Here is a 13,100-nt window from a genome sequence, read left to right as displayed (position 1 = left end):
GGTCACGCCGTGGCCGGCGCCCGCCCGGCGGTGCCCGCCGGCGATCCCTCGCGCCGGGCCGGCCAGGGGATCTCGGGGGCGGGGTGGAACGTGATCCCGGCGGCGGTCCAGCGCGGGCCGTGGCCGGCGAGCCGCTCCCGGAACCCGGCCCAGTCGTGCGTCGAGCGGGGCGACCACCCCAGCTCGGCGACGGCGGGCAGGCGCGGGAACATCATGAACTCGATCTCGGCGCGGGTGGTGACCGACTCGGTCCACAGCGGCGCCTCCACCCCCAGCACGGCCTCCGCCGGTACGCCGTGGACGTGCGCGCCCGGGTCCCACTCGTACGCCCGGCGCACGTCGACGAGCCCGGCCCAGTCGTGCCCGATCGGGGTGTCCGGGGCGTACTTCATGTCCAGGTAGGCATGGTTGCCGGGGGAGAGGACGAGCCGGGCGCCCCGGCGGACCGCGTCGGCCGTCTCGGGGTCGTCGCCGTTGGTGCCCCACCACTGCACGACGCGCCCGTCGACGTGCCCGGCGGGGGCGATCTGGTGCCAGCCGACGACCGTCTTGCCGGTGGCGGCGACCAGCGCCTGGGCCCGGTCGACGAAGGCGCGGTAGCTCTCCGCCGGCACCTTGAACGCCTCGTCACCGCCGAGGTGCAGCCACGGGCCGGGGGTCAGCGCGGCCACCTCGCCGACCACGTCGGCGACGAAGGCGTACGTCCGCTCGTCGTCCGGGTCGAGGTAGCTGAACCCGACGTCGGTGCCGGTGTACGGCGGCGGCGCGGTCTTGCCGGGCGCCAGCTCGGGACAGGCGACGAGCGCTGCGTTGGTGTGCCCGGGGAGGTCGATCTCGGGCACCACTGTCACGTGCCGGCGGGCGGCGTACGCGACGATCCGCCGGTAGTCGTCCCGGGTGTACCAGCCGCCGGGCGCGCCGCCCACCGCGGTGGCGCCGCCGACCTCGGCGAGCCGGGGCCGGGAGTCGACCGCGATCCGCCAGCCCTGGTCGTCGGTGAGGTGCAGGTGCAGGTGGTTGAGCTTGTAGCGGGCCAGGTGGTCGACCACGCGCAGCACGTCGTCCACGCCGAAGAAGTGCCGGGCGACGTCGAGCATCGCGCCCCGGTAGGCGAAGCGCGGCCGGTCGACGATCGTGCCGCCGGGCAGCACCCAGCGCTCCGCGACCGGGGTGGCGCTCTCGATCGCCGCCGGCAGGAGCTGCCGCAGCGTCTGCGTGCCGTGGAACAGCCCGGCCGGGGTGGCGGCGGTGATCCGCACGCCGCCGCCGGTGACGTCGAGCCGGTAGCCCTCGTCGCCGAGCGCCGCGCGGTCGGCCGGCCCGGCGTCGCCCGCCGGCGCGCCGTCGGCGGGCGCGTCCCCGGCCGGTGCGGGTGGGGCGGTGGCCGGCGACAGCGTGAGCGTCAGCGGGGCGTCCGGCCCCGGCTCGGCGTGGTCGGTCACCGGGAGCGGGTAGCCGGTGGCCGGGCGCAGCCAGTCGGCGAGCTGCCCGGCCACGTCCCGGCCGGCGGGACCGACCCGGATCGCCGCGTCCGGCGGCAGCGTGAAGTCGCCGGACGGGTCGGGCCGCACCTGCGCGGGCGCCGGCACCACGTCCTGGAGGCGGACCGGCGCGGGCGGGGCGAGCTGCCCGGTGGCCCGGTCGGCGGCGACGCGGGCCAGCTCGGCGGCGGTGGCCGGCGCGGCGGGCAGGTCGACGCGGGGCGACGGGTCGGGCGCGTCGGCGGCGGGCCGGGGGCGCGGCTGCGGCCCGGTCTCGGGTACTGCGGGGTTGGTCGACACGGCGACGGCTCCGAGGGGGGTATTCGTGCGGGATATGGCAAAGGTCAGGTTCGGCGATATCCGGTGCCGTCAAGAGTACGAGGAAAATCGGAATTGCGTGATCGTGCTCGTGGAAGCGTTCCCAAAAACCCGTACGAACGCGGACTGTGGTGACCGTTGTGCCGAAAGTCACCGAACGCTCCCAGGTTTCTCGAAACTCGCCTAGCCTTCGCCCCACCGACGCTGACGAGCCGGGATTACCGGTGGTCACTACCGGGGTATGTCGGACTGAACCTTCGTTAAGTGTCAATGGCGCGCGTGGGAGGCTCTGGTGGCAGCGCACGATCCGGTCGAGCAGAAGTACGTCTACGACTTCGCCGAGGGCAACAAGGATCTCAAGGATCTGCTCGGCGGCAAGGGGGCCAACCTGGCCGAGATGACGAATCTCGGCCTGCCGGTTCCGCCCGGCTTCACGATCACCACGGAGGCCTGCAAGGCGTACCTGACGACCGGGCGCGAGCCGGACGGCCTGGCCGGGCAGATCGAGGCGCACCTGGAGTCCCTGGAGCGCGAGATGGGCCGCCGCCTCGGCGACCCGGACGACCCGCTGCTGGTCTCGGTGCGCTCCGGCGCCAAGTTCTCCATGCCCGGCATGATGGAGACAGTCCTCAACGTCGGCCTCAACGACCGCAGCGTCATCGGCCTGAGCGCCCAGGCCGGGCAGAACGACCGGTTCGCCTGGGACTCCTACCGCCGCCTGATCCAGATGTTCGGCAAGACCGTCTGCGAGGTGCCGGGCGAGGAGTTCGAGCACGCACTCGACGAGATCAAGCGGGCCAAGGGTACGCACGACGACCTCGACCTGGACGCCGACGACCTGCGCGGGCTGGTCGACGCGTACAAGAAGATCTTCGCCAAGCACACCGGCCGCGAGTTCCCGCAGGAGCCGCGCGAGCAGCTCGACCTCGCCATCCGCGCGGTCTTCGACTCGTGGAACGCGGAGCGGGCGATCCTCTACCGCCGGCAGGAGCGCATTCCGGCCGACCTGGGCACCGCCGTCAACGTGGTGGCGATGGTCTTCGGCAACCTCGGTCCGGACTCCGGCACCGGCGTCGCGTTCACCCGCGACCCGGGCAGCGGCGCGCAGGGCATCTACGGCGACTATCTGGCCAACGCCCAGGGCGAGGACGTGGTCGCCGGGATCCGCAACACGGTGCCGTTGCAGGAACTGGAGCAGCTCGACAAGACCTCCTACGACCAGCTGCTCGACATCATGGCCCGGCTGGAGGAGCACTACAAGGATCTCTGCGACATCGAGTTCACCATCGAGCGCGGCAAGCTCTGGATGCTCCAGACCCGCGTCGGCAAGCGCACCGCCGCCGCCGCGTTCGTCATCGCCGGGCAACTCGTCGACGAGGGCCTGATCGACCTGGACGAGGCGCTGCACCGGGTCAACGGCGCGCAGCTCGCCCAGTTGATGTTCCCGCGCTTCCAGCTCGACCACGAGTTCGAGGCGGTCGCCAAGGGCATCGGCGCCTCCCCAGGTGCGGCGTCCGGCAAGGTCGTCTTCACCTCGGCCCGGGCGGTCGAGCTGGCCGCCGAGGGGGAGCCGGTGATCCTGGTCCGCCGGGAGACCAACCCGGACGACCTCAACGGCATGATCGCCGCCAAGGGCATCCTCACCTCCCGGGGCGGCAAGACCAGCCACGCCGCGGTGGTGGCCCGCGGCATGGGCAAGACCTGTGTCTCCGGCGCCGACGAGCTGGACGTGAACGTGCCGGCGAAGAAGTTCACAGTGGGCGACCACGTGGTGAACGAGGGCGACGTGGTCTCGATCGACGGCACCACCGGCAAGGTCTACCTCGGCGAGGTGCCGGTCATGCCGTCCGAGGTGGTGCAGTACTTCGAGGGCGAACTCGACCCGGAGAACACCGACGACGCGCTGGTCCGCTCCGTACACCGGATCATGACGCACGCCGACGCCGCGCGGCGGCTGCGGGTACGCACCAACGCCGACACCGGCGCGGACGCGGCCCGGGCGCGGCGCTTCGGCGCCGAGGGCATCGGCCTGTGCCGCACCGAGCACATGTTCCTCGGTGACCGGCGGGAACTGGTCGAGCGGCTCATCCTGGCCTCCGGCGAGCGGGAGCGGGAGAACGCGCTCGCCGCGCTGCTGCCGCTGCAGCGGGCCGACTTCATCGAGATCTTCCGCGAGATGGACGGCCTGCCGGTCACCGTGCGGCTGATCGACCCGCCGCTGCACGAGTTCCTGCCCCCGCTGGAGCAACTCGCGGTCAACGTCGCGGTCGCGCAGGAGCGCGGCGAGGACGTCGCCAAGGAGGAGGCGTTGCTCGCCGCCGTGCGGCGGATGCACGAGGAGAACCCGATGCTGGGCCTGCGCGGCGTCCGGCTCGGCCTGGTCATCCCCGGCCTGTTCGCCATGCAGGTCCGCGCGATCGCGGAGGCCGCCGTCGCGGTCGTCCGCGACGGCGGCAAGGCCTGCCCGGAGATCATGGTGCCGCTCGTCGGGGCCGTGCAGGAGCTGGAGACGGTACGCGCCGAGGCCGAGCGGATCATCGCCGAGGTGGTCGGCGACAGCGGCGTCGAGGTGCTGATCGGCACGATGATCGAGGTGCCCCGGGCGGCGCTGACCGCCGGGCAGATCGCCGAGGCGGCCGAGTTCTTCTCCTTCGGCACCAACGACCTGACCCAGATGGGCTGGGGCTTCTCCCGCGACGACGTGGAGGGCGCGTTCTTCTGGCGGTACCTGGAGCTGGGCATCTTCGGCATCTCGCCGTTCGAGTCGATCGACACCGACGGTGTCGGCCGGCTGGTGCGCATCGCCGCCGAGGAGGGCCGGGCGGCCCGCCCGGGGCTGAAGCTCGGCGTCTGCGGCGAGCACGGCGGTGACCCGGACTCGGTGCACTTCTTCCACGAGGTCGGCCTGGACTACGTCTCCTGCTCGCCGTTCCGGGTGCCGGTGGCCCGGCTGGAGGCAGGCCGCGCGTCGATCACCACCACCGGTTCGGACTCCCGCTGACGCGGTCGCGGGGCCGCCGGTGCTCGCCGGCGGCCCCGCGTACGCCCGGCGCGCCTTTCCGGCCTCCTCGGCGTAACCTGAGCTTCCGCCACGTGTCGATCAGGAGGGGAGGCCGCATGACCGCCGTCTGGGAGAACCTGACCATCGACGCCCGGGATCCGTCCCGGCTCGCCAGTTGGTGGGCGGAGGCCCTCGGCTTTCAGGTGATCACCGACAAGCCGGACGAGGTGGAGATCCGCCGGACCCCCGACACGACGCCCGGTCTCGTCTTCGTCCCGGTCGTCGGGCCGAAGGAGGGGAAGAACCGGCTGCACATCGACCTGCGCCCGGCCGACATGGAGGCCGAGGTGGAGCGCCTCGTCGACATGGGCGCCCGGCACGTCGACATCGGCCAGGGGGACGTGGAGTGGACGGTGCTCGCCGACCCGGAGGGCAACGAGTTCTGCGTGTTGCGGGAGCGCGAGGAGTGAGCCGGTCCTGCGAGCCCCGCAGTCGCGACCTTGTCGGTACGGGAGCGCGAGGAGTGAGCCGGTCCTGCGAGCCCCGCAGTCGCGATGTTCCGCGTGTCGCGTCAACGCGGTGACCGGGGCTGACGACGCGGCGCGGCTGGTCGGCGAGGCGCCCAAGGACACCGGGTACGGCCGGTCGCCGTTCGAGCGGGACCGCGCCCGCGTGCTGCACTCGGCGGCGTTCCGCCGGCTCGCCGCGAAGACCCAGGTGCACACCGCCGGGACGAACGACTTCCTGCGTACCCGGCTGACCCACTCGCTGGAGGTCGCGCAGATCGCCCGCGAGATGGGCGCCCGGCTGGGCTGCGACCCGGACGTGGTGGACACCGCAGGGCTGGCGCACGACCTGGGCCACCCGCCGTTCGGGCACAACGGCGAGTACGCCCTGGACGAGCTGGCCGCCGACTGCGGCGGCTTCGAGGGCAACGCGCAGACGCTGCGGGTGCTCACCCGGCTGGAGGCGAAGGTGCTCGCCCCGGACGGGCGCTCGGCCGGGTTGAACCTGACCCGGGCCGCGCTGGACGCGGTGAGCAAGTACCCGTGGCCGCGCCGCCCCGGCGAGCGAAAGTTCGGCGTGTACGCCGACGACCGGCCGGTCTTCGACTGGCTGCGCGACGGCGCCCCGCCCGGGACCCGGCGATGCCTGGAGGCGCAGGTGATGGACTGGGCCGACGACGTGGCGTACTCGGTGCACGACGTCGAGGACGGCATCCACGGCGGGTACGTCGACCTGCGCCCGCTGCTGGCCGACGCGGACGAGCGGCGGGCACTCTGCGCCGACGTGGCCGCCGCGTACTCGGGTGAGGCGCCGGAGGATCTGGGCGAGGTGCTCGCCGGCCTGCTGGCCGATCCGGTGCTCGCCCCGCTGGCCGCGTACGACGGCAGTCACCGCGCGCTCGCCGCGTTGAAGGGCACCACGAGCGTGCTCACCGGCCGGTTCGTCGCCGGCGTGGTGGCCGCGACCGGGAAGCGCCACGGTCCCGGCCCGCACCGCCGCTACGACGCCGACCTTGTGGTGCCGCGCCGGATCCGGGCGCAGTGTGCGCTGCTCAAGGGCATCGCGCTGCGGTACGTGATGCGCCGCCCCGGCGCCGAGGACCGCTACGCGCGGCAGCGCGACGTCCTGACCGGGCTGGTCGCGGCGCTGCTGGACCGGGCGCCGGACGCGCTCGACCCGGTGTTCGCGCCGCTGTGGCGGGACGCGGCGGACGACGCCGCCCGGCTGCGCGTGGTGATCGACCAGGTCGCCTCGCTCACCGATCCGGCCGCGCTGGCGTGGCACGCCCGGATGGTGTCGCCGAGTTGACCGGATCACTCCTGCGGAGCTTAGGCTAGCCTAAGCGCATGACGGATCGCCCGAAGATGCTCACCGCCGCCACGGTCGTCCGAACCACGCGGCCCACCCCGCACCTGATCCGCCTCGTGCTGGGCGGGCCCGAGCTGGCCGGCCTGCCGGTGGGCGCGTACACCGACCACTACGTGAAGTTCGTCTTCCCGCCGGCCGGGGTCACCTACCCGTACCCGGTCGACCTGGCGACGATCAAGCGGGAGTTCCCGGCGGAGCAGTGGCCGCGCCTGCGCGCGTACACGGTCCGGGCCTGGGACGCCCCGGCCGGTGAGATGACTGTCGACGTGGTGCACCACGGCGACGAGGGCCTGGCCGGGCCGTGGGCGGCGGCGCTGCGCCCGGGCGACCGGGTGTTGTTCGCCGGCCCGGGCGGCGCGTACGCGCCGGACCCGGCTGCCGACTGGCACCTGCTGGCGGGCGACGAGAGCGCGCTGCCGGCCATCGCCGCCGCCCTGGAACGGCTGCCGGTGGGCGCGCCCGCGAAGGTGTACGTCGAGGTCGGCGGCCCGGCCGACGAGCTGCCCCTGACCAGCGCGGGTGAGGTCGAGGTGTGCTGGTTGCACCGCGATGGGCGTCCGTACGGCGAGCTGCTGGTCGAGGCGGTCCGGGCGCTGGAGTTCCCGCCCGGCCGGGTGCACGCGTTCGTGCACGGTGAGGCCGGGGCGATGAAGGAACTGCGGCGGCTGCTGCGCGTGGAGCGCGGCGTGCACAGGGGCGACCTGTCCATCTCCGGCTACTGGCGGCGTGGCATGGACGACGAGGGCTGGCGCTCCACCAAGCCGGCCTGGAACGCCGCGGTGGAGGCCGAGGAGGCCGCGGTCGTGTCCTGACGACTCCATCGCCCGTCCCGTAGTGAGCGGGTGTACCCCGAGATGTAGTAGAGGTGCTACATTCCGGGGTATGACTGCGGTCGAACTCCCGGGGGCCGTCGCGTCCCCCCGACCTCCCGACGAGGATCTCGTCCTCGACGTGCAGGATCTGCGCATGCGCTACGGCGCCGTCGACGTGCTGCACGGCGTCGACCTGACCGCCCGGCGGGGCGAGGTGGTGGCGCTGCTCGGGCCCAACGGCGCGGGCAAGACCACCACCATCGAGATCCTCGAAGGCTTCCGGCTGCCCTCGGCCGGCACTGTGCGCGTGCTCGGCACCGACCCGGCCCGCGGCGACGAGCGATGGCGCGCACGGTTGGGCGTGGTGCTCCAGTCCTGGCGCGACCACGGCAAGTGGCGGGTGCGGGAGCTGCTCGCGCACCTCGGCGACTTCTACGCGCCGTACGCCACCGACCGGATCCCGCGCCCGTGGCCGGTCGACGAGCTGCTGGAGACCGTGGGCCTGAACGCGCACGCCGACAGCCGGGTGGCCCGGCTCTCCGGTGGTCAGCGCCGCCGGCTCGACGTCGCGGTCGGCATCGTCGGCCGCCCGGAACTGCTGTTCCTGGACGAACCGACCGTCGGGTTCGACCCGGCCGCCCGGCGCGAGTTCCACGAGCTGGTGCACCGCCTGGCCGACCTGGACGAGACCACCATCGTGCTGACCACGCACGACCTGGCCGAGGCGGAGAAACTGGCCGACCGCATCCTCATCCTGGCCGGCGGCCGGATCATCGCCGAGGGGTCGCCCGACCAGCTCGCCCGGCGCGTCGCGGGGGACGCCGAGGTGCGCTGGACCCGCGACGGCGAGCGGTACGTGCACGCCACCCCCGACGCCACCGCGTTCCTGCGCGACCTGCTCCGCGAGCACGGCGACCGGGTACGCGAGCTGGAGGTGCGCCGGGCCAGCCTGGAGGACGCGTATCTGGCGCTGGTGCACGAGGAGGAGACCGGCATCCGTACCGGCCGGGCCGAGCGGGTGTGGCAGCAGGAGGCGAACCGATGAACCCCACCACCAACGCGCTGCGGGCCGGGCTGCGGCGCGGCGTGATCGAGCTGCGCGCCACGTTCACCAACGGCCAGGATCTCTGGACCTACTTCTTCCCCACTGTGGTGCTGCTGGTCGCCGTGTTCTGGATGCGCGGCTCGACGGTGCCCGGCACCGACTTCTCGCTCGGCGCCCGTACGCTGCCCAGCGCGCTCGGCATGGGCCTGCTCTTCGGCGGCCTGCTCGGGCTGGCCAACCAGCTCGTCATCGACCGGGAGGACGGCACGCTGCTGCGCGCCAAGGCCATCCCGGACGGCATGCTCGGCTACCTGGTCGGCAAGATCGTGCTGGTCTCGGCGGTCGCGCTGATCGGCGTGGTCATCCAGCTCACGCCCGGCCTGTTCTTCCTCGACGGACTGCGGCTCGGTGACCCCGGCGCCTGGCTCACGCTGGCCTGGGTGGTGCCGCTCGGGCTGGTGGCGACGCTGCCGCTGGGCGCGGTGATCGGCTCGCTGGTGGAGAACCCGCGCAACATGGGCCTGGTGGTGATGCCGATCTTCGGTCTCATCGCGCTGTCCGGCATCTTCTACCCGATCAACGGCCTGCCCGGCTGGCTCCAGGGCGTCGCCCAGGTCTTCCCGCTCTACTGGCTAGGCTTGGGCATGCGCTCGGCGCTGCTCCCCGGCGACCTGGCGGCTGTCGAACTCGGCGGCTCCTGGCGGCACCTGGAGACGGTCGGCGTGCTCGGCGCCTGGGCGGTGCTCGGGCTCGTGCTGGCCCCGGTGGTGTTGCGCCGGATGGCCCGCCGGGAGTCCGGCTCGCGGGTCGCGGCCCGGCGGGAGCGGGCCATGCAGCGGGTCGGATGAGAGGGCGTCGATGAGCGAGACCGTGCACAACCGGATCGCGGTGCTGCGCGCCGAACGGGGCATCTCCCGGCGGCAACTGGCCGACGCGCTCGGTGTGCACTACCAGACCGTCGGTTACCTGGAGCGCGGTGAGTTCCGGCCCAGCCTGCACCTAGCGCTGCGCATCGCCGCGTACTTCGAGGTGCCGGTCGAGGTGGTCTTCTCCATCGAGCCGTTCCCGCGTATCGGCGACCCCGCGGCGGCCCGCTCGGCCTGAGCCGGCGGGGCCGGGCGTGGTCGGCCACACGCCCGTCCCCCCGGCCGCCGGAACGTCGGTCCGGCAGGGCAGGATGTACGCCGAGGGGGGTGGCGGACATGGCGGGGCGGATCCGGGACGAGGACATCGCGCTCGTCCGCGAGCGCACCGCCATCGCGGACGTCATCTCCGAGGTGGTGACGCTCAAGTCGGCCGGGGGCGGCAACCTCAAGGGGCTCTGCCCGTTCCACGACGAGAAGAGCCCGTCGTTCAACGTCTCGCCCGCCCGCAACGTTTTCTACTGCTTCGGCTGCGGGGTCGGCGGCGACGCGATCAAGTTCCTGATGGACGCCGAGCACCTCAGCTTCGTCGAGTCCGTCGAGCGGCTCGCCGCCCGCGCCGGCATCCAGTTGCGCTACGTCGAGGACGACAGGTCCGCGCCGCGTACCCGGCCCCAGCAGGGGCAGCGGCAGCGTCTGGTGGCCGCGCACGCCGCCGCCGTCGAGTTCTACCGGGCGCAGCTCACCACCGCCGGCGCCCGCCCGGCCCGCGAGTTCCTCGCCGGGCGCGGCTTCGACCGGGCCGCCGCCGAGCGGTACGGCTGCGGCTTCGCCCCCGACGGGTGGGACCTGCTCACCAAGCACCTGCGCCAGCAGGGCTTCACCCACGACGAGCTGGTCACCGGCGGCCTGTCCCGTCCGGCCCGCTCCGGTTCGCTGATCGACCGGTTCCGCCGCCGCCTGATGTGGCCGATCCGGGACATCACCGGCGACGTGATCGGCTTCGGCGCCCGCAAGCTCTTCGACGACGACGACGGCCCGAAATACCTCAACACCCCCGAGACGCCGATCTACAAGAAGTCGCACGTGCTCTACGGCATCGACCAGGCCAAGCGGGAGATCGCCAAGCAGGGCAAGGTGGTGGTGGTCGAGGGCTACACCGACGTGATGGCCTGCCATCTCGCCGACGTGCCGACAGCGGTCGCGACCTGCGGCACCGCCTTCGGCGGCGACCACATCTCGGTGCTGCGCCGGGTGCTGTTCGACAGCGACGAGCGGGCCGGGGAGATCATCTTCACCTTCGACGGCGACGCGGCCGGGCAGAAGGCAGCGCTGCGCGCCTTCGAGGACGACCAGCGCTTCGTCGGGCGTACCTTCATCGCGGTCAGCCCCGACAACATGGACCCGTGCGATCTGCGCCTGGCAAAGGGCGACCTGGCCGTACGCGACCTGGTGGCCCGCCGCGAGCCGCTCGTCGACTTCGCGCTCCGGCACATTGTGAGCCGTTACGACCTGGACACCGTTGATGGGCGTATCGAAGCTATGCATCGTGCCGCGCCCGTCGTCGCCATGATTAAGGACCGCGAGAAGAGAGAAGGCTACGGCCGTAGGCTCGCTGAAGACCTACTAGGCATGGAGATCGATGTGGTGCAGCGCGCTGTGCGTGCTGCAAGCTCTCCGACTGCCGCCAAGGGCTCAACGCCCGTTGGCAAGTCAACTGCGACTGGCCCTGTTGTTGACAGCCCTCAGGCTAGGGTGGAGCGCGAGGCGTTGAAACTCGCACTCCAAGAGCCCGCCCTGGCTGGGCCGATGTTCGACGCGGTAGAGGCATCGGAGTATCGCGACCCCATTCATTCCTCGGTGCGTACCGCAATTGCGGCAGCTGGCGGTGCCTCCGCTGCGGCGAGCGGCGCAGTATGGATCGAGAAGGTCCGGGACTTGTGCGAGGACCTGGCGGGACAAGCCCTCGTAAGCGAACTTTCGGTTGAACCGCTTCGTTTGGACGGTCCACCGGACCCTCGTTACGTAGCGATCCAGCTGGCAGGCCTGCAGCGTGGGTCAGTCACTGCCCGAATCCGCGAGGTCAAGTCGAAGCTCCAACGGGTCAACCCGGTCAATAACAAGGACGAGTATTTCGCGTTGTTCGGAGAGCTGCTATCGCTTGAGCAACATGCGCGTGCGCTCGGCCAGCAAGCTGCCGGAGAGTTGTGATGGGTCTGTTCAACCGCCGGCCGAAACTGCCCTCGGCCGACCGACCGCCGCTGGCCGCCGACGAGCGGGTGCTCGCCTGGGCCGCCGCGGGCACCGGCGAGGGCGGCAACGACGGCGTGCTGGTCGCCAGCAACCGCGGGCTCTGGCTGCCCGGCCGGGTGGACCGCCTCGGCTGGCACGACATCCTCAAGGCGGTCTGGTCCGGCCGCGAGCTGACAGTCACCCCGGCCGAGCCGGTCGCCGAGCGCGACGGCTACCTGGTGGTCGCGGACGGCCTGCCCGAGACGTACCTGCTCGTCGACGCGGGCGACCTGCCGCACCAGGTCCGGGCGCGGGTCACCGGCTCGGTGGCGTACACCTCGCACCACGAGGTGCCCGGCGGCTCCGGGCGGATCGCGGCCCGGCGGGTGCCCGGGGTCGACGGCCTGACCTGGACGGTCCGCTACGACCCGGGGACGCCAGCCGACGACGAGCCGGTGGCCGCCGAGACCGCCCGGCTGGTCGCGGCGGCGCGGGCCGCCACCACCCCCGCCGACGCCTGAGGTCGCGCCAAATCCGGTTGTCGACCCGCCCAGCCGTCGTTAGCGTCGCGGCATGTTCGCCACCGACCGGGTCCGCCTGCGCCCGCCCACCCCCGACGACGCGCCGGACATGTTCCGCCTGCACGCCGACCCGGAACTGCACCTGGTCACCGACGACGAGCCGTTCCTGCCGCGCCACGTCGGCCAGGTCCGGGCCCGGCTGGAGAAGCGCGCGGCCGAGCAGCCGGAGGCCGGAGCCCCGGTGTCGCTGCTGGCCGAGACAGTGGCCGACGGCACGTTCCTCGGCAGCGGCGTGCTGTGGGGGATCAACACCTTCAGCGGGTACGCCCACCTCGGCATCACGCTGCTGCCGGAGGCGCGCGGCCAGGGCTACGGGACCGAGGTGATCCGGCTGCTCTGCCGGTACGGCTTCCGCAACCGCAACCTCCGCCGGCTGGAGATCGAGACGCTCGCCGGCAACACGGCCATGCGGCGCACCGCCGAGCGGTGCGGCTTCGTCCACGAGGGCACGCAGCGCGACCGCGAGTACGACGGCGACGGCTTCACCGACCTGGCGATCTACGGCCTGCTGCGGCGCGACTGGACGCCGTAGCCGGCGGCCGGGACCGCCGGGGGCGTCGCGACGCTTGCCGCCAATCCCGCGGACACTGATTGCCCGTGCCGCGATCAGGAGAGATCCCCTGTGGAGGGCGTGGCCGCCGGTCCGATTCCGTGGCGCTCGCCGATGCGACCGGAAGTGCCGGCCGAAAACGTGGTGCAGCGCGCGCGGGCAATCCGGAGTATGCATTAACACATTGACATCCCTGAACGGGTAATTCCTCGCGGCGCCCGCCGCCCCGGGCGGGGGTCACCCATGCCGGAGCGGCGGGTGCTCCGTCCACGCGGGCCGGACGGGCGGGCCGGCGGTGCCCGAACCGTGAGGTGGCAGATGCTTTGCGCGGCATGGACAAGT

11 protein-coding genes are annotated in these 13,100 nt (G+C 72.7%); 10 read left to right on the top strand and 1 reads right to left on the bottom strand.

Features of this window, described 5'->3' with window-relative positions; translation table 11 throughout:
* Nucleotides 1-2 precede the first annotated feature (2 nt).
* On the bottom strand, nt 3-1,781 hold the full coding sequence (locus O7622_RS26590; RefSeq protein ID WP_282310869.1) for a beta-N-acetylhexosaminidase: 1,779 nt from the start codon (nt 1,779-1,781) through the stop codon (nt 3-5).
* 310 nt (nt 1,782-2,091) lie between these two features.
* Between O7622_RS26590 and ppdK the strand changes: the two genes are divergently transcribed.
* The 10 genes from ppdK (at nt 2,092) to O7622_RS26540 (ending at nt 12,740) form a co-directional block, all read left to right on the top strand.
* Nucleotides 2,092-4,800 (top strand): pyruvate, phosphate dikinase, encoded by a 2,709-nt coding sequence (gene ppdK / locus O7622_RS26585; RefSeq protein ID WP_282310868.1) that lies wholly within the window; start codon nt 2,092-2,094, stop codon nt 4,798-4,800.
* A gap of 116 nt (nt 4,801-4,916) precedes the next feature.
* Nucleotides 4,917-5,270, top strand: coding sequence for a VOC family protein (locus tag O7622_RS26580; protein WP_282310867.1), 354 nt, complete (start codon nt 4,917-4,919; stop codon nt 5,268-5,270).
* 109 nt (nt 5,271-5,379) lie between these two features.
* The gene (locus tag O7622_RS26575; protein ID WP_282310866.1) at nt 5,380-6,615 is read left to right on the top strand and encodes a deoxyguanosinetriphosphate triphosphohydrolase; all 1,236 of its coding nucleotides are present in this window, start codon (nt 5,380-5,382) and stop codon (nt 6,613-6,615) included.
* A 38-nt stretch (nt 6,616-6,653) separates the two neighbouring features.
* Nucleotides 6,654-7,487, top strand: a complete 834-nt coding sequence (locus tag O7622_RS26570; RefSeq protein WP_282310865.1) for a siderophore-interacting protein — start codon at nt 6,654-6,656, stop codon at nt 7,485-7,487.
* Nucleotides 7,488-7,557: 70 nt separating this feature from the next.
* Nucleotides 7,558-8,532 (top strand): ABC transporter ATP-binding protein, encoded by a 975-nt coding sequence (locus tag O7622_RS26565; RefSeq protein WP_282310864.1) that lies wholly within the window; start codon nt 7,558-7,560, stop codon nt 8,530-8,532.
* Nucleotides 8,529-9,380 carry an ABC transporter permease gene (locus tag O7622_RS26560; protein WP_013287929.1) on the top strand — a complete coding sequence of 284 codons (852 nt, stop codon included), beginning with the start codon at nt 8,529-8,531 and terminating at the stop codon, nt 9,378-9,380. The genes O7622_RS26565 and O7622_RS26560 overlap by 4 nt, the downstream gene beginning before the upstream one ends.
* A gap of 10 nt (nt 9,381-9,390) precedes the next feature.
* Complete coding sequence (locus O7622_RS26555; protein WP_013287928.1) at nt 9,391-9,636, top strand: helix-turn-helix transcriptional regulator; 246 nt, start codon at nt 9,391-9,393, stop codon at nt 9,634-9,636.
* A 98-nt stretch (nt 9,637-9,734) separates the two neighbouring features.
* Nucleotides 9,735-11,606: a DNA primase gene (dnaG, locus tag O7622_RS26550; RefSeq protein ID WP_282310863.1), complete on the top strand. Its 1,872-nt coding sequence runs from the start codon at nt 9,735-9,737 to the stop codon at nt 11,604-11,606.
* The gene (locus O7622_RS26545) at nt 11,606-12,148 is read left to right on the top strand and encodes a hypothetical protein (RefSeq protein WP_282310862.1); all 543 of its coding nucleotides are present in this window, start codon (nt 11,606-11,608) and stop codon (nt 12,146-12,148) included. The genes dnaG and O7622_RS26545 overlap by 1 nt, the downstream gene beginning before the upstream one ends.
* Before the next feature lie 52 nt (nt 12,149-12,200).
* A complete protein-coding gene (locus O7622_RS26540) occupies nt 12,201-12,740 on the top strand; it encodes a GNAT family protein (protein WP_282310861.1) in 540 nt (179 codons plus the stop codon).
* Nucleotides 12,741-13,100 lie beyond the last annotated feature (360 nt).

Source organism: Micromonospora sp. WMMD1076, from assembly GCF_029581475.1.
Taxonomy (GTDB): Bacteria; Actinomycetota; Actinomycetes; order Mycobacteriales; family Micromonosporaceae; genus Micromonospora; species Micromonospora aurantiaca.
The sequence above is the reverse complement of the archived record's forward strand: the minus strand, read 5'-3'. Positions and strand labels throughout refer to the sequence as shown.

Excerpts from the sequence above, each read along its gene's own strand:
- O7622_RS26540 (WP_282310861.1), top strand. The coding sequence starts at position 12,201 with ATGTTCGCCACCGACCGGGTCCGCCTGCGCCCGCCCACCCCCGACGAC.
- O7622_RS26580 (WP_282310867.1), top strand. The coding sequence starts at position 4,917 with ATGACCGCCGTCTGGGAGAACCTGACCATCGACGCCCGGGATCCGTCC.
- dnaG (WP_282310863.1), top strand. The coding sequence starts at position 9,735 with ATGGCGGGGCGGATCCGGGACGAGGACATCGCGCTCGTCCGCGAGCGC.
- O7622_RS26560 (WP_013287929.1), top strand. The coding sequence starts at position 8,529 with ATGAACCCCACCACCAACGCGCTGCGGGCCGGGCTGCGGCGCGGCGTG.
- O7622_RS26565 (WP_282310864.1), top strand. The coding sequence starts at position 7,558 with ATGACTGCGGTCGAACTCCCGGGGGCCGTCGCGTCCCCCCGACCTCCC.
- O7622_RS26555 (WP_013287928.1), top strand. The coding sequence starts at position 9,391 with ATGAGCGAGACCGTGCACAACCGGATCGCGGTGCTGCGCGCCGAACGG.
- O7622_RS26545 (WP_282310862.1), top strand. The coding sequence starts at position 11,606 with ATGGGTCTGTTCAACCGCCGGCCGAAACTGCCCTCGGCCGACCGACCG.
- O7622_RS26570 (WP_282310865.1), top strand. The coding sequence starts at position 6,654 with ATGACGGATCGCCCGAAGATGCTCACCGCCGCCACGGTCGTCCGAACC.